We start from the raw sequence: 14,804 nt of genomic DNA on the forward strand, positions 1-14,804 counted from the left end.
ACCGGCGCTCAGCGGAAGTCGATGAGCAGGGTGCCGGTGTCGTCGAGCCCGGCCGCGACCCGCGGGATGGTGTCGGCGGAGTCGTGCATCGGGTCGCGCCGGTCGTCGCTGCTGACGAGCGAGATCGGGACCGTCGGCTCGAAGGTCGGCGGACCCTCGGCGGCGGCCTCGGGCTCGGGCTCGACCACGGCCGGCGCCGGGCGGTCGACGACCCGGGCCCGCAGGCAGCGGGCGTGGTAGGGCAGCTGCATGCCGTCCATGCCGCGGCCGTAGTCGTCGTAGAGGGCGAGGAGGTCGTCGACGACCCGCTCCCGCGCGGCCTCGTCGAGCACGGCGAGGTTGCTGCGCGAGCGGGCGAGGTCCTGGATGGAGCGACGGTCGACGACCTGCCAGTGCTTGTACGACGCGTGCTCGGCGGCGTGGAACTCGCCCGACCCGGCCACGGTCGAGGCCGCCGGGTCGACGTTGTCCTGGGTGCCGATGATGCGGCCGAGCTTGCGGACCCACGGGATGCGTTCGTCGCGGACGTTCCACACCGCGGCCAGGTGGCCGCCGGGGCGCAGCACCCGCGCGATCTCGGCGTACGCGCGCTCGGGGTCGAACCAGTGCAGGCACTGCGCGGCCACGACGACGTCGACCGAGGCGTCGGGCAGCGGGATCTCCTCCGCGCCGGTCAGCGACGTCGCGACGTCGGGGAGCCGGCGGCGGAGCACGGCCAGCATCGCCTCGTCGGGCTCGCTGGCGTGCACGTCGTGGCCGAGGGCGACGAGGCGCTCGGTGAGCTTGCCCGTGCCGGCGCCGAGCTCGAGGACCTGCGCGCCCGCCGGGAGGTCGCCCACCAGCCAGGCCACGGCGTCGTCGGGGTAGGACGGCCGGCCGCGGTCGTAGGCGTCGGCCACGCCGCCGAACGAGCGGGCGTGGCGCTGCAGGTCCTCGCTCATCGGCCCCGATCGTACGGCGCCGGGCCGTGTCGCCGTGGCCGACGCGCGGCTCGGTAGCCTCGCCCGGTGAGCGCCACCCCGCCCGACCGGCCGTCCGACCGGCCGTCCGACCCGCTGGCCTGGTTGGTGACGCTGGAGGGCGTGCCGTCGGCGTACGCCGCCGCGCGCGACGGCATCGACGTCGTGCTGCGCGACCGGGGCCTGCGCCGCACCTCGCCCGAGACCACCGCCGAGTCGCTGCTGCGCGGCGCGCACGCCAGCGCGGTGCTCGAGGGGTCGACGTCGTCGCTGGCCCAGGTGCGCGCGGGCGATGCCGACGAGGTCGCCGTCGCCAGCGTCCGGGTCTCCACCGAGCTGCTCTCGCTCGCGCCCACGCTCGGCCGGTCCCCGCTGCAGGCCCTGGCCCGCATCCACGCCCTCGCCGGCGCCGGCTCGGTCGAGGCCGAGCGGCTGGGCCGCCCGCGCGACGCCGAGTCGGCCGCCCGGCTGCGCGACATCGCCTCCGTGCTCACCTCGCGCACCGAGGCCCCGGCGCTGCTCGTGGCCGCCCTGGTGCACGCCGAGCTGGTCACCGCGGCGCCGTTCCCCTCCCACAACGGGCTCGTGGCGCGCGCCGTCGAGCGGCTCGTCGTCGTCGCCCGCGGCGTCGACGCCAAGTCGCTCGTCGTCCCCGAGGCCGGGCACCTGGCCCTGCGGCCGGCGTACGAGTCCAACCTGCGGGGGTACGCCGAGGGCGGTGCCGCCGGCGTGCACGCCTGGACGCTCTATGCCGCGGAGGCCTACGCCGCGGCCGCGGAGGCGAGCCCGCTGCGGCGGTCGGCCGAGTAGCCGGTCGACGGGGGCCGGACATGCAGGTGGCGCCCGGGTCACGAGGACCCGAGCGCCACCGCTGACACGTGAGACCTGGGCTACCAAGCGTGCACTCTCTGCTTGCTGACCCGGGAGTGTCCCGGAGACAGGCGCCCTGTCGGAAGGGTGGATCGCCGCGTGGGTACCCGGCTCACGTGCTGCTCTTGAGTTGTCCCGCTGCGTCCATGTGTACGCCGGTGTGACCGGCGACACAAGACTTGACTTCGGGCCTGTGGAGGGGGACGCCGTCAGGGCCGGCGCGAGACCGGCACGTCGACGCCAGACACCGAGCCGGTGGGCGTGACGATGAACGCGCCGAGCCGCGACTGGTAGTCGCGCAGCGTGCGGCCGGCCTCGGAGTCGCCGCCCATGGCGGTGGCGACGGATCCGCTGTAGAGCGTGTGGTCGTGGTTGCGCACCGGGCCGAGCACCCCGCCGGGGCTGTCGAGGGTGACGGTCGGGACGGGGGTGTTGGGGTTGGTGCCCGACCCGTCGACGCCCCCGAGGTCGAGGCGCGGGACGACGTCGAAGCGGTGCTGGACGGCGAGCGCGTCGACCCCGGGTGCGAGCTGCAGGTGGTCGACGGGACTGCCGTAGGTGAGCACGTGCGTGACGCCGTACCGCTCGACGAAGGCGGGGTCGGAGGCCAGCGTGGCGGCGATGATGCCGCCCTGGCTGTGGCCGACGAGCATGACCGGTGACCCGGGCGGGATGCCGGCGGCATCGAGGGCGCGGCGCACGGTCTCGGCCGCCGCGGTCGGCTGGCCGGCGACGAGCGCGACGTTGGCCGACAGGTCGCGCGGCTCGGTGCCGGCGCCGGGTCCCCACGACTCGGTGCCGGGGATCTGGACGACGTACCCGGGCGTCGAGCCGCCGCCGTTGTCGACGCGGGTGATGCGGATGTCGCCGCCCTCGACGGAGGGGTCCTTGCCGACCGCGTAGGCGTCGGTGACCCCGTGCATCAGCGCCGAGAGGCTGTCGGGCCGGGTCAGCGGCGGGGTCGCCGACCCCGGCTCGCGGGTCAGCGGCACCGGGGTCGGTGCGCCGACCGCGCCCGCCCCCTCGGCGAACCACCGCCGGTCGACGGCGTCGTCGTCGAACGCGTCGAGCACGGTGCCCACGCCCGAGCCGACCGTGCCGATGGCGGCGCCCGCGATCTCGGCGATCGAGTGGGGCTCGCGACCGGTGAGGACGTCGCCGATCTTGCCCAGCAGGTCGCCCGCGTGGCCGGCGGTGCGGGCCGCCCCGGCGAAGGCGTCGGCGAGCCGGCCGTCGAGGAGTCCGCGGGTGCCGGTGGGGGTGGGGGTGCCGGGAGCGGGACCGCCGGGCGCCACGGCCGGGGTCGCCGCCGCGGTGCTCGCCGCGGTGCCTGCCGTGGTGCCCGCGGTCGTGCCCGACGCGGTGTCCTGGGCCTGCGCCTCCTGCCGGATCAGCAGGGCGATCGCGCCCAGCTGGTCGACGGTGCGGTCGAGCGAGGGCCGGCCGCTGGCCTGCCAGGTCTCGAGGGTGCGCTCGGCGTCGGTGCCGGTCCACTCGAACGACCGCAGCGCCCCGTCGATGAGGGTGGCGAGCTCGGCGATGCGCTGCGAGCCCTCGTCGAGCGAGCCGCTGGCCGCGAGCCCCGCGGCGGTGTCCATCCCGAGCGTGGTCACGACGCGCTCCGGTCGGCGAGCACGAGCGCCTCGAGGGCGGCGGTGACGTCCCAGACGAGCAGGTCGGCCAGGGCCCCCGCGGGCGCCTCGGTCGTGCGCGTCGTCCCGTCGGGTCGCGGCTCCACCGACCACAGCTCGTCGTCGGTGGCCAGCCAGGTGCGGACCGTGACCTCGTCGCCGGCGACCGTGGCCACCGCGACCAGGGCCCGGCAGTCGTCGACGAACCCCGGCCCGGGTGTGCGCTCCTCGTCGGGCGGCGCCGGCCGCGTGCGGGGGTCGGCCCGCAGCTGCGCCAGCGGCGGCAGGAGGTCGCGCAGCACCGGCCACAGCCGCTCGGTCGGGAACGTCGTGGCCTCGCCGTCGACCGCCACCACCGACTCCCGGCCCCGCAGCCCGACGTCGACGTGACGGGTGCGGTCGGCGTACGTCGTGGCGAGGCGGAGGGCGACGAGCGGCTCCTCGGCCGTGGTGGACGGTGCCGGGGGTGAGGTGCGTTTGTGCGCGCTGTAGCCGAGGTCGTCGGGGCCCATGGGCGCACGCTAGGTACGTCGTGGGGCCGAGCGTCAGTGGAAGGTTCCGGGCTTGGGCGGGCCTAGGGTCTCTGCGTGCGCCCCGCCCGCCTGCCCCTGCTCCTGCCCGCCGCTGCGCTCGTCCTGGCCGGCTGCTCGGCGGCGACGGCCGACGCCGAGGACCTCCGCGCGACCATCGCCGAGGCCGACGAGGAGGCCGAGGACTGCCCCGTCGACCTCGACCCGGGCGACGCGCTCGACGAGGTGGGGCGGTCCTCGGAGGTCACCGCGGTCGCGGCCAGTCGGGAGGTCTCGCAGACCGACGAGCCCGCCGGGGACCCGCTGACCGCCCAGCAGGACGGCGCCACGGTCCTCGACGTGACGGCCGGCGCCTACCTGCAGTGCACGTTCGAGGTGGGCGGCGACGGCGAGCTCGAGGTGGACGTCTTCGTCTCGCGCGGTCCGGAGGCCTCGGCCGCGCTCGCGATGCTGCCGCAGACGATCAAGGAGAGCGGCGGCGACACCGAGGGCGCCCAGCGCACCGCCGACGACGTCGACGAGGAGGGGGCGGTGGTCGTGCTCCCCGACGGCGTCGTGCTGGCCGACGTGCCGACCGACGACGGTGACGGTGACGCGGCCCTGCTGGTCTTCGGGGACGCCGTCGACGGCCTCGACGACGGCGACCTCGAGGAGGTCGCGCAGGAGCTCGTCGGCGACCTCACCTCCTGACCACCGCTGGGCGGTGGCTCAGGCGTCGCGCTTCCTCCGGGCGCCGGCCCACAGCACGCCACCCACGGCCACGACGCCGCCGACGGCGAGCGCGGCCAGCGTCGGCCCGGCCGGGGGGAGCGGCACGCGGGTGCGCAGCGCGACCGGCTTGGTGAAGACCAGCACGGGCCAGCCGCGCGAGGCGGCCTCCTTGCGCAGGTCGCGGTCGGGGTTGACCGCGTGCGGGAACCCGACCGCCGCGAGCATCGGCACGTCGGTCACCGAGTCGCTGTAGGCGTAGCACCGGGCGAGGTCGTAGCCCCGCTCGGCGGCCAGCCGCTCGATCGCGCGGGCCTTCTCCTTGCCGTAGGCGTAGTAGTCGATCTCGCCGGTGTACTTGCCGTCGACCACCTCGAGCCGGGAGGCCACCACGTGGTCGGCGCCCAGCAGGTCGCCGATCGGCTCGACGACCTCGGTGCCGGAGGCCGAGACGATCACGACGTCGCGGCCCGCCAGGCTGTGCTCGGCGATCAGGCCGACGGCCTCGTCGTACACGATCGGGTCGACGACCTCACGCAGGGTCTCGGCCACGATCTCGCGCACGGTGGCGACGTCCCAGCCGCCGACCAGCGACGACATGAACTGGCGCAGCTTCTCCATCTGGTCGTGGTCGGCGCCACCCACGAGGTAGACGAACTGGGCGTACGCCGAGCGCAGCACGGCGCGCCGCGAGATCAGGCCGCCGGCCTGGAACGGCTTCGAGAAGGCCAGGGTGCTCGACTTGGCGATGATCGTCTTGTCGAGGTCGAAGAAGGCCGCGGCGCGCGCCATGCCGGTCATCGTAGGTCGCGGTGGGGCGGTGGGGGTGCCCCGAGGGGTGGGGCGTGCAGCGGGGCGTGGGGAGGAGCGGTCCCGAGACGTCCAGAAGTCGTCCAGGAGTCGTCCACAGGCCACCCCGCCGACGCGGTCGTCCACAGGCCGCCGGGGAGCGGGGGTGGTCGTCCGTAGCGTCCGGGCAGCCGGTTGCCCATGACCCTCGACAGGACCCCGACCCGTGCCCACCCCACCGACCGCCGCGCCCCGCGGCCCCCGCTCCTCGTCACCGCCGACCCGGCGCTGCGCGAGGAGCTGCAGCGCCTGGCGGCCGCCGCCGGCGTCACGCCCCAGGTCGCCGCCGACCCGCTGACCGCCCTGCGCTCCTGGACCCGCGCCGCCCTCGTGCTGGTCGGCGGCGACCTCGCCGCCCCGCTGGCCGACCTCGCCCCCGAGCGGCGCGACGGTGTCCACGTGCTGGCGTGGGGCACGGCCGACCACGAGCTGTTCCGCGCCGCCGTCGCGCTCGGCGCCGAGGACGTCTCCGAGCTGCCCCGCTCGGAGGGCTGGGTCGTGGAGGCCCTCACCGACATCGGCGAGGCCGGCCGGCCGCGCGGCCTGGTCGTCGGCGTCGTGGGCGGCTCCGGTGGCGCGGGCGCCACCACGCTGGCCTGTGCGCTCGGCCAGGTGGCCGGTCGCACGGGCGACGCCGTGGTCGTCGACTGCGACCCGCTCGGCCCCGGGGTCGACCGGGTGCTCGGGCTCGACCGCACGGCGGGCTTCCGCTGGGACGCGTTGTGCCAGACGACCGGCCGGCTGAGCGCCCGGGCGCTGCGCGAGGCCCTGCCGCGCCGTCGGGGCGTCGGCGTGCTCAGCTGGTACGCCGGCACCCCGGCCTCGCTGCAGCCCTTCGCGGTCCGCGAGGCGCTCTCGGCCTGCCGGCGCGGCCACGACACCGTCCTCGTCGACCTGCCCCGCACCGACGACCCGGTGGTCGCCGAGGTGGTCGCGCGCTGCGACGTCGTGCTGGTCGTGGCCGTGCCCACGGTGGCGGGGGTCGCCGCGGCGGCGCGGGTCTGCGCCCGCCACCGCGGCCGGGCGCCGGTCACCCTCGTCCTGCACGGCCGCGCGGTCGACCCCCGCGAGGTGGCGGCCTCGGCCGGGGCGCCCGTGCTGGCCGTGGTGCCCCACCAGCGGGGGTTGGGCGAGGCCGTCGACCTCGGGCTCGGTCCGGTGCGCTCGCCGCGCAGCCCGCTGTCGCGGTGGTGCGCCGAGCTGCTCGAGCGGCTGCGCGACCCGGCGGTCGTGCCGGCCCTCCCGGTCAGCCAGCCTGCCGGCGACCCGGGCCGGGCGGCGTGAGCGCCGACCTGCCGCTCGGTCTCGTCGAGCAGGTGCGCGAGCACCTCGCCCGCGAGCCCGGCGACCTCACCCCGCACCGGGTGGCGCGGGCGCTGCGCGACACGGGCCGGCCGGTCGGCGACGCCACGGTGCTCGCCGTGCACGAGGTCCTGCGGCGCGACGTGGTCGGCGCAGGCCCGCTCGAGCCGTTGCTCGCGCTGCCGGGCGTCACCGACGTCGTCGTCAACGGTCCCGACCAGGTCCACCTCGACCGCGGTCGCGGCCTGGAGCGCAGCGACGTCCGGTTCGCCGACGACGCCGCCGTACGCCGCCTGGCGCAGCGGCTGGCCTCCCTCGGCGGCCGACGGCTCGACGACGCCTCGCCCTACGTCGACCTCCGGCTCTCCGACGGCACCCGGTTCCACGCCGTGCTCGCCCCGCTGGCCCGGCCCGGCACGGCGATCTCGCTGCGGGTGCCGCGGCGCGGCGGGTTCGACCTCGACGCGCTCGTGGCCGCCGGGGCCCTCGACCCCGCCGTGGCGCAGCTGCTCGACCGGGTCCTCGCCGCCCGCCTGGCGTTCCTGGTCAGCGGCGGCACGGGCACCGGCAAGACGACGCTCCTGGCCGCCCTCCTCGCGCGCCTGCCCACCGACCAGCGGCTCGTGGTGGTCGAGGACGCCTCCGAGCTGCGCCCCGACCACCCCCACGTCGTCGGGCTGGAGGCCCGCCCGGCCAACGCCGAGGGGGCCGGAGCCGTCGACCTGCGCACGCTCGTGCGGCAGGCCCTGCGCATGCGGCCCGACCGGCTGGTGGTGGGGGAGGTCCGCGGCGCCGAGGTCGTCGACCTGCTCGCCGCGCTCAACACCGGGCACGAGGGCGGCTGCGGCACCCTGCACGCCAACTCTGCCCGCGACGTCCCCGCCCGGGTCGAGGCCCTCGCCCTGGCGGCCGGCCTGGGCCGCGAGGCCGCGCACAGCCAGCTCGCCTCGGCCGTCGACGCGGTCGTCCACCTCGCCCGCGACCGTTCCGGGCGGCGCCACGTGGCGCAGGTCGCCGTCCCGGTGCAGCGCCCCGACGGACTGGTGTCGATGGAGGTGGCCGTCGCGTCGACACCCGCCACCGGGCTGCGCGAGGGCCCGGGCCTCGACCGGCTCCTCGACCGGCTCGACCTCGCCGGGACGGACGAGTGACGACCGCCGTGGGCGTGGCAGTCGCCGTGCTCGCCGCGGCCGGCTGCGCCGCCCTGCTCCCGGCGTCGTCCGGACGTATGGCCGACGCTCGGACCGGATCTGCTCCGGCGCTGCGGGTGGGGCTCGTCGCGGGGGCGGCCGTCCTCGTCACCGGCTGGGTCTCCCGTACGCCGACGGTCATGGCCCTCGCCGCCGTGCTCGCCGTCACGGCGCTCGGCGGCCGGCGGCTGTGGCGCGCGGCCCGGGCACGCCGGACCGCCGCGGCGACGGCCGACCGGGTGCTCGAGACCTGTGCGGCCCTCGCCGCCGAGCTCGGGTCCGGACGGTCGGCCGGCGCCGCCCTCGACCGGGTGACGGCCGACTGGCCGGCGCTGGCCCCGGTGGCCGAGGCCCACCGGGTGGGCGCCGACGTGCCGGCCGCCTGGCGCGCGCTGGCCACCACGCCCGGGGCGGGTGACCTGCGGGTGGTCGGCGCCGCCTGGCAGGTGGCCCACCGCACCGGCGAGGGGCTGGCCGACACCCTGCGCCGGGTCGCCGACGGCCTCCGCGCCGACGCCGCCACTCGGCGCGTCGTCAGTGGGGAGCTCGCCAGCGCCCGCGCCACGGCCCGGCTCGTGGCCGCACTGCCGCTGCTCGCGCTCACCATGGGCAACGGGGCCGGCGGTGACCCGTGGGGCTTCCTCCTCGGTCACCCCGTCGGCCTGGCCTGCCTGGCCGCCGGTCTCGGTCTCGGCCTGGCCGGACTGGCGTGGATCGAGGCCCTCGCACGTGAGGTCGACCGGTGATGACCGGGCCCGCCTGGCTGGCCTGCCTCGCCGCCGCGGCGGCCGCGGCCGCCGCCTCCCTGCTGCTGCCGCACCGCGCTCCCCCTCGCCGGCCGGACCCCGGCCCCGCCGCGGCCGGTCCCGACGACGGCTGGCTGCGCCGCCACCGGCTGCTGTGGACCGCCCTCGCGGGCGTCGCCGGGGCGACCTTCGTGCACGGGACCGCCGGGGTGGTCGCTGGAGCCGGGGCGGCGGGGATGGTCTGGGTGGTGGTGGGGCGCTCGGAGCCGCCGGCGGAGCGCCGTCGCCGGGCCGAGGTGCGGCGCGACCTGCCGGCGGTGGTGGCGCTGCTGGGTGCCGCGCTCCGGTCCGGATCGGGTCCGGCCGACGGCGTGGGCCTGGTCGCCCACGCCCTGCCGGGAGCGGCCGCCGACCGGCTCGTCGCGGTGGGGGCCCGGCTCGCCCTCGGCGTGTCCCCGGCCCAGGTCTGGGCCGACCTCGCCACCGATCCCGAGCTGGCCCCGCTCGGGCGGACCCTCGCCCGGGCCCACGAGACCGGAGCGCCCGTCGTCGAGGCGGTGGCGCGACTGGCCGACGAGCTCGCCGGCCGGGCCCGCGGGCACGCCGAGGACCGCGCACGGCAGGTCGGCGTCAAGGCGGCCGTGCCGCTCGGGCTCTGCCTGCTGCCGGCCTTCGTGCTGGTCGGCGTGGTGCCCGTCGTGGCCGGCCTGCTGGCCACCGTGACCGGGTGAGCAGTCCAGGAGTCGTCCACCGGATCCCGTCCGCCGGTCCCTCTCCACAGGCGCGCACCGGCCGGTCGCCGACCGTCCCCGGTCTCGCGCAGGCTCCCTGCGACGGGCCGCACCGGGCGGCCCGCGACGACAGGAGACGCCATGCCCCTCCCCACCCGCCCGACCCGCCGCTCCCGTGACGAGCGCGGCATCACGACCGCCGAGTACGCCGTGGGCACGGCCGCCGGCGCCGGCCTGGCCGGGCTGCTCTACCAGCTGCTCACCGGCGGCTTCGGCAACACGATGCTCAAGACCCTCTTCGAACACGTCCTCGGCCTCCTCGGCATCGGGTGAGGCCGTGGACCCGGGCCCGCTCCCGGCCCCGGCGTCCGGGCGAGCGGGGCGCGGTCACGGCCGAGCTGGCGATGGCGCTGCCGCTGCTGCTGGCGGTGACCGTCGGCCTGGTCTGGCTGCTCGCCGTCGGTGCGGCCCAGGTGCGGGCCGTCGACGCCGCCCGCGAGACGGCGCGGGCCCTGGCCCGCGGCGACGACCAGGGTGCGGCGGTCGCGGCGGGGGAGCGCGTGGCCCCCGCGGGCGGGTCGGTCACCGTCCGCCACGAGGGCGACCGGGTGGTGGCCACGGCGTCGGCGCGGGTCGACGGCCCGGGCGGGATGTTCGGGTTCCTGCCCGGCGTCACCGTCCGGGCCCAGGCCGTCGCCCTCGCCGAGGGGGCCCCGTGACCCGACGGCGACCGGTCCGGTCCGAGCGCGGTGCCGCGGCGCTGCTGACCCTGGCCATGGCCGGGGTGCTGCTCCTCGTCGGGGCCGCCCTGGGGGTGGTCGGGGCCGTGCTGGCCGCCCACCGGCAGGCCCAGGCCGCGGCCGACCTCGCGGCCGTGGCCGGCGCCCGTTCGGTGGCCGACGGGGACGACGCCTGCGCGGCCGCGGCGGGGCTGGCCCGGGCCAACGGGGCGACGCTCACCGGCTGCACGACCGACGGTCGCGACGTCCGGGTGACGGTGCGCGTCACCGGTCCCCGGTGGCTCGGGCTGCGGGCCGACCTCGACGCCGAGGCGCGTGCCGGACCCGCCCGATGACCGGGGGGGGTGAGGTCAGGCCAGCACGTCCTCGGCCCGCCTCGGCTCCCGCCCCAGCAGCTCGCCCAGCAGCGGGTCGGTCCCGGCGAAGTAGCCCTCCCGAGCCGCCCGGAAGAAGCCCAGGAGGAACCCGACCATGGGCTCGGGCCGTCCGGCCGCGAGCTGCGCGGCCGTCCAGTCCTCCTCCTCGACCACCTCGAACCCGATCTCGCGACCGACCACCCTCGACGCCGGCGCCGCCAGCTCGGCGAAGGTCGGGGCAGCGGTCGCGGTCAGGGTGACCGGGCCGTCGTACGTCGCGCCGGAGGTGAGCACGACGGCCGCCGCCTCTGCCGCGTCCGCCCGCGCGGTCCACGACACCGGTCCGTCGCCCGGGACGGAGATGACGCCGGTCTCGCGCCACGGCCCGGCCATGAAGGCCAGGCTGTGGGCGTAGAACCCGTTGCGCAGCGACGTCCAGAGCAGGCCGGACTCCTCGAGGAGCCGCTCGGTCGCGGCGTGGTCGGCGCACGGGCCGAAGGGGTTGGTCGGCGACGCTCCCTGGTGGCTGGTGTAGAGCACGCGCCCCACACCCACGACCGCCGCGGCGTCGATGGCCGCCCGGTGCAGCGCGACGGCGTCGGCTGCGGGGTCGCTGGACGAGACGAGCAGCAGCTGGTCGGCCCCCTCGAAGGCCGCCGGCAGCGAGGCGGGCTCGGCGTAGTCACCGTGCCGGACCTCGACGCCGAGGTCGGCGAACCGGGCAGCACGCGCGGGGTCGCGGGCGACGACGACGAGGCCGGCCGGGTCGTGGTGCTCGAGCAGGTGGTCGACGGTCGCGCCGTTGAGGGCGCCGGTGGCGCCCGTGATGGTGATCATTGGTATCGCTTTCTTGTGATCGTTGGTAACGCCACCGTAGGCCGCGTTAGCGGCGATGACAAGGGGGCGTTATCGTTGGTCCGTGCCGGAGACCGTCGACAGCAGGGCCGACGTCCGGACCGCGATCGTCACGGCTGCGGCCGAGCTCCTGGGCGAGGGCGGACCGGCCGCGGTCACCACCCGGGGCGTCGCCGAGCGCGCCGGGGTGCAGGTGCCCACGATCTACCGGCTCCTGGGCGACAAGGACGGCCTGCTCGAGGCCGTGGTCGAGCACGTCATGGCCACCTACGTCTCGGCCAAGTCCGAGGCGGCCGCGGCCTCCGCCGCGGCCGGCGACGACCCGGTCGAGGCGGTCCGGCAGAGCTGGCGTCGTCAGATCGAGTTCGGCCTGGCCAACCCCTGGGTCTTCCGGCTGCTCAACGAGCCCGACCGCCTCCAGGCCTCCCCGGCCACGCGGGCCGGGCTCGACGTGCTCGCGGCGCGCGTGCGCCGCGTGGCTGCCGCCCGCCGGCTGCGGGTCTCCGAGGACGTCGCCGTCGGGGTCATCCGCGCGGCCGGCGTCGGCGTCGTGCAGCTCCTGCTCGCCACGGCCCCGGAGGACCGCGACCCCGCGCTGGCCGAGGTCGTGCTCGAGGCCGCCCTGGGCCGCATCCTCCTCGACCCGCCGGAGCCCGACCCCGACAGCGCCGGCGGGCCCGTCGCCGCCGCCATCGCGCTGCGGGCCGGGCTCGACGACCTCGACGCCCTGTCGGCGGCGGAGCGAGGGCTGCTCGCGGAGTGGCTCGACCGCGTCGTTCGCGACCGGGCCTGACCTCAGCCCGCCACCGCGGGGCCGGCGCTGGGTCCCGAGCCGGGACCGGCGTCCGGACCGGCGTCTTGATCGTCGTCGGCGTCGTCGAGCAGGACGTCGAGGAGCCGCAGCGCGCCGGCCTTGTCGAGCGGGTTGTTCTGGTTGCCGCACTTGGGGGACTGCACGCACGAGGGGCAGCCGTGCTCGCACTCGCAGTCGGCGATGGTCTCGCGGGTGGCGCTCAACCAGCGGCGGGCCGAGCGGTAGCCGCGCTCGGCGAAGCCGCCCCCGCCCGGCTGGCCGTCGTGCACGAACACCGTCAGCACGCCCGTGTCGGCGTGACGGGCCGTCGAGACCCCGCCGATGTCCCAGCGGTCGCAGGTGGCGACCAGGGGCAGCAGGCCGATGGAGCAGTGCTCGGCGGCGTGGGCGGCGCCGGGCAGGTCGACGCCCGGGGCGTCGCGGCCGAGCCCGGCCTCGGCGAGCACGTCGTCGGGGACGGTCCACCAGACCGCGGTCGTGGCCAGGGTCGTCGCGGGCAGGTCGAGCGGCACCTCGCCGACGACCTCGCCGGAGGGGCGCAGCCGCTTGAGGTAGGAGACGACCTGCTGGGAGACCTCGACGTCACCCAGGCTCAGGCGGCACCGGCCCCACGTGCGGTGCTCGCGCTCGCCGCGCACGGTGATGTCGGTGACCTCGCGGGCGCTGGTGGTCCAGCCGGGGTCGCGCCGCTCGAGGGTGGCCACCCGCTCCTCCAGGTCGAGGTGCTCGACCACCCAGACGTCGCCGCGGTGGAGGTAGACCGCGCCGTCGTGGGCCGTGCCGTGCGCCCGGCCGCCGTCGACGGTGCCGACGACCCGGCCGGTGCCGGCCTCCACGAGCGCCACCGGCGAGCCGCCCGCGCTGCGGATGTCGGTGAGGTCGGCTGCGCGGCGCCGGTCGGTCCAGAACCACCCGCGCGGGCGCCGGCGCAGCACCCCTGCGGCCTCGAGCTGGTCGAGCACCGCTCGGGCACCGGGCCCGAACCACGCGAGGTCGTCCTCGACCAGGGGGCGCTCCTGCGCGGCGGCGCACAGGTGCGGGCCTAGCACGTGCGGGTTGCCGGGGTCGAAGACCTGCGCCTCCACGGGCTGGTCGAGCAGGACCTCGGGGTGGTGCACGAGGTAGGTGTCCAGCGGGTCGTCGCGGGCGACCAGCACGCCGAGTGCGTCCTGGGCGCCGCGGCCCGCCCGCCCGACCTGCTGCCACAGCGCGGCCCGGGTGCCGGGGAAGCCGGCGACCAGCACGGCGTCGAGCCCGCTGACGTCGATGCCGAGCTCGAGGGCGTTGGTGGCGGCCAGGCCGGTGAGCTCGCCGGACCGCAGGGCGGACTCGATGGTCCGGCGTTCCTCCGGCAGGTAGCCGCCGCGGTAGGCCGCGACCCGGGCGCCCAGGCCCGGCTCGACCTCCTCGAGCAGCGACGAGGCGGTCAGCGCGACCTGCTCCACCCCGGGCCGGGAGCGCACGAAGGCCAGGGTCTGCACGTCCTCGGCGACCAGGTCGGCCAGCAGGTCGGCGGTCTCGGAGGTGGCGGCGCGGCGCACGGGCGCGCCGTTCTCGCCGGTGTGCGTGGTCAGCGGCGGCTCCCACAGGGCCAAGGTGACCTCGCCCCGCGGTGACCCGTCGCGCGTCACCGCGCGCACGTCGAGGCCGGTGAGCGCCCCGGCCGTGGCGGCCGGCTCGGCCGTGGTGGCCGAGGCCAGCACGAACGTCGGCTCCGCGCCGTACGACGCGCACACGCGGCGCAGCCGGCGCAGGACGTGGGCGACGTGGGCACCGAACACGCCACGGTAGTGGTGGCACTCGTCGACGACGACGAGCTGCAGGGACCCGAGGAACGACGACCACCGCTCGTGCCCCGGCAGGATCGAGCGGTGCAGCATGTCGGGGTTGGTCAACAGGTACTCGGCGTGCGCGCGGGCCCAGTCACGCTCGTCGCGGGAGCTGTCGCCGTCGCAGGTGGCGATGCGGGCCGGCAGCCGCAGGTCGAGCAGCGAGGTCAGCTGGTCGTGGGCCAGGGCCTTGGTCGGCGCGAGGTAGAGGGTGCCGGCGCCACGCTGGCCCCGCGCGCCGCGCCGGGCCGCGGCGGCGGACAGGGCCGGCAGCTGGTAGCCCAGCGACTTGCCCGACGCGGTGCCGGTGGCCAGCACCACGTGCTCGCCGCGCCAGGCCGCCTCGGCGGTGGCGACCTGGTGCGACCAGGGCCGCTCGATGCCGCGGGCGCGCAGCGCGGCGACGAGGGCGGTGTCGGCCCACGTGGGCCAGTCGACCGGCTCGGCGGCGCGCCGGGGCCGCACCTCGAGGTGGGTCAGGCGGTCGCCGCGGCCGGGCGCCGCGGCCAGGCGTGCGACGAGCTGGGCCACCTCCTGTCGCGGGAGCCGGTCGGGCCGCCGTCCGCCCGCCGCGCCGCCCGCCGCGCCACCGGCCGCGCCACCCGCAGCGGGAGCCGCCGCGAGGGGCGGCGGAGGGGGGACGGCCATGCCGGCGATGGTGGCACAGGGCGGGGACAGCCCTCGCCCGGCGGAC

16 protein-coding genes are annotated in these 14,804 nt (G+C 77.6%); 10 read left to right on the forward strand and 6 right to left on the reverse strand.

The features are described 5' to 3' along the window. Positions 1-8: 8 nt before the first annotated feature. Positions 9-941 (reverse strand): class I SAM-dependent methyltransferase, encoded by a 933-nt coding sequence (locus FJQ57_RS11125; RefSeq protein WP_139980150.1) that lies wholly within the window; start codon positions 939-941, stop codon positions 9-11. 66 nt (positions 942-1,007) lie between these two features. Here FJQ57_RS11125 and FJQ57_RS11130 point away from each other — a divergent pair, with 66 nt between their 5' ends. Next, positions 1,008-1,769: a Fic family protein gene (locus tag FJQ57_RS11130; RefSeq protein WP_246081744.1), complete on the forward strand. Its 762-nt coding sequence runs from the start codon at positions 1,008-1,010 to the stop codon at positions 1,767-1,769. 269 nt (positions 1,770-2,038) lie between these two features. Here the strand turns inward: FJQ57_RS11130 and FJQ57_RS11135 are convergent, their stop codons facing one another. Together FJQ57_RS11135 and FJQ57_RS11140 are read right to left on the reverse strand one after the other, a co-directional pair. After that, positions 2,039-3,442 (reverse strand): PGAP1-like alpha/beta domain-containing protein, encoded by a 1,404-nt coding sequence (locus FJQ57_RS11135; protein WP_139980152.1) that lies wholly within the window; start codon positions 3,440-3,442, stop codon positions 2,039-2,041. Then, complete coding sequence (locus FJQ57_RS11140) at positions 3,439-3,972, reverse strand: hypothetical protein (protein WP_139980154.1); 534 nt, start codon at positions 3,970-3,972, stop codon at positions 3,439-3,441. Before FJQ57_RS11140 ends, FJQ57_RS11135 begins: the two co-directional genes overlap by 4 nt. A gap of 75 nt (positions 3,973-4,047) precedes the next feature. Here FJQ57_RS11140 and FJQ57_RS11145 point away from each other — a divergent pair, with 75 nt between their 5' ends. Continuing rightward, entirely contained in the window at positions 4,048-4,680 is a 633-nt protein-coding gene (locus FJQ57_RS11145; RefSeq protein ID WP_139980156.1) for a hypothetical protein, read from the forward strand. Positions 4,681-4,698: 18 nt separating this feature from the next. Here FJQ57_RS11145 and FJQ57_RS11150 read toward each other — a convergent pair whose 3' ends face one another. Then, positions 4,699-5,490: an HAD family hydrolase gene (locus FJQ57_RS11150; protein WP_139980158.1), complete on the reverse strand. Its 792-nt coding sequence runs from the start codon at positions 5,488-5,490 to the stop codon at positions 4,699-4,701. 198 nt (positions 5,491-5,688) lie between these two features. Between FJQ57_RS11150 and ssd the strand changes: the two genes are divergently transcribed. The 7 genes from ssd to FJQ57_RS11185 all read left to right on the forward strand — a co-directional run bounded on the left by ssd (position 5,689) and on the right by FJQ57_RS11185 (position 10,591). Beyond that, positions 5,689-6,831 carry a septum site-determining protein Ssd gene (ssd, locus tag FJQ57_RS11155; protein WP_139980160.1) on the forward strand — a complete coding sequence of 381 codons (1,143 nt, stop codon included), beginning with the start codon at positions 5,689-5,691 and terminating at the stop codon, positions 6,829-6,831. Beyond that, entirely contained in the window at positions 6,828-8,000 is a 1,173-nt protein-coding gene (locus FJQ57_RS11160) for a TadA family conjugal transfer-associated ATPase (protein ID WP_211348853.1), read from the forward strand. The genes ssd and FJQ57_RS11160 overlap by 4 nt, the downstream gene beginning before the upstream one ends. A gap of 8 nt (positions 8,001-8,008) precedes the next feature. After that, entirely contained in the window at positions 8,009-8,785 is a 777-nt protein-coding gene (locus FJQ57_RS11165) for a type II secretion system F family protein (RefSeq protein WP_139980164.1), read from the forward strand. Continuing rightward, on the forward strand, positions 8,785-9,516 hold the full coding sequence (locus FJQ57_RS11170) for a type II secretion system F family protein (RefSeq protein ID WP_246081745.1): 732 nt from the start codon (positions 8,785-8,787) through the stop codon (positions 9,514-9,516). The genes FJQ57_RS11165 and FJQ57_RS11170 overlap by 1 nt, the downstream gene beginning before the upstream one ends. Positions 9,517-9,657: 141 nt before the next feature. Further along, positions 9,658-9,849 carry a DUF4244 domain-containing protein gene (locus tag FJQ57_RS11175; RefSeq protein ID WP_139980168.1) on the forward strand — a complete coding sequence of 64 codons (192 nt, stop codon included), beginning with the start codon at positions 9,658-9,660 and terminating at the stop codon, positions 9,847-9,849. Further along, positions 9,846-10,235, forward strand: coding sequence for a TadE family type IV pilus minor pilin (locus tag FJQ57_RS11180; RefSeq protein WP_139980170.1), 390 nt, complete (start codon positions 9,846-9,848; stop codon positions 10,233-10,235). Before FJQ57_RS11175 ends, FJQ57_RS11180 begins: the two co-directional genes overlap by 4 nt. After that, a complete protein-coding gene (locus FJQ57_RS11185; RefSeq protein WP_246081746.1) occupies positions 10,232-10,591 on the forward strand; it encodes an Rv3654c family TadE-like protein in 360 nt (119 codons plus the stop codon). The genes FJQ57_RS11180 and FJQ57_RS11185 overlap by 4 nt, the downstream gene beginning before the upstream one ends. A 15-nt stretch (positions 10,592-10,606) precedes the next feature. Here FJQ57_RS11185 and FJQ57_RS11190 read toward each other — a convergent pair whose 3' ends face one another. Then, on the reverse strand, positions 10,607-11,449 hold the full coding sequence (locus FJQ57_RS11190) for an NmrA family NAD(P)-binding protein (RefSeq protein WP_139980172.1): 843 nt from the start codon (positions 11,447-11,449) through the stop codon (positions 10,607-10,609). 82 nt (positions 11,450-11,531) lie between these two features. On the opposite strand from FJQ57_RS11190, the gene FJQ57_RS11195 reads away from it, so the two are divergent. After that, on the forward strand, positions 11,532-12,260 hold the full coding sequence (locus FJQ57_RS11195; protein ID WP_211348854.1) for a TetR/AcrR family transcriptional regulator: 729 nt from the start codon (positions 11,532-11,534) through the stop codon (positions 12,258-12,260). A 2-nt stretch (positions 12,261-12,262) separates the two neighbouring features. Here the strand turns inward: FJQ57_RS11195 and FJQ57_RS11200 are convergent, their stop codons facing one another. Further along, on the reverse strand, positions 12,263-14,758 hold the full coding sequence (locus FJQ57_RS11200; protein ID WP_139980176.1) for a DEAD/DEAH box helicase: 2,496 nt from the start codon (positions 14,756-14,758) through the stop codon (positions 12,263-12,265). Positions 14,759-14,804 lie beyond the last annotated feature (46 nt).

Source organism: Nocardioides litoris (genome assembly GCF_006346315.1).
Classification (GTDB): Bacteria; Actinomycetota; Actinomycetes; order Propionibacteriales; family Nocardioidaceae; genus Nocardioides; species Nocardioides litoris.

Bases quoted from the DNA above. Each gene is read 5' to 3' on its own strand.
- FJQ57_RS11125 (WP_139980150.1), bottom strand. From the start codon at position 941: ATGAGCGAGGACCTGCAGCGCCACGCCCGCTCGTTCGGCGGCGTGGCC.
- FJQ57_RS11140 (WP_139980154.1), bottom strand. From the start codon at position 3,972: ATGGGCCCCGACGACCTCGGCTACAGCGCGCACAAACGCACCTCACCC.
- FJQ57_RS11150 (WP_139980158.1), bottom strand. From the start codon at position 5,490: ATGGCGCGCGCCGCGGCCTTCTTCGACCTCGACAAGACGATCATCGCC.
- ssd (WP_139980160.1), top strand. From the start codon at position 5,689: ATGACCCTCGACAGGACCCCGACCCGTGCCCACCCCACCGACCGCCGC.
- FJQ57_RS11170 (WP_246081745.1), top strand. From the start codon at position 8,785: ATGACCGGGCCCGCCTGGCTGGCCTGCCTCGCCGCCGCGGCGGCCGCG.
- FJQ57_RS11175 (WP_139980168.1), top strand. From the start codon at position 9,658: ATGCCCCTCCCCACCCGCCCGACCCGCCGCTCCCGTGACGAGCGCGGC.
- FJQ57_RS11190 (WP_139980172.1), bottom strand. From the start codon at position 11,449: ATGATCACCATCACGGGCGCCACCGGCGCCCTCAACGGCGCGACCGTC.
- FJQ57_RS11200 (WP_139980176.1), bottom strand. From the start codon at position 14,758: ATGGCCGTCCCCCCTCCGCCGCCCCTCGCGGCGGCTCCCGCTGCGGGT.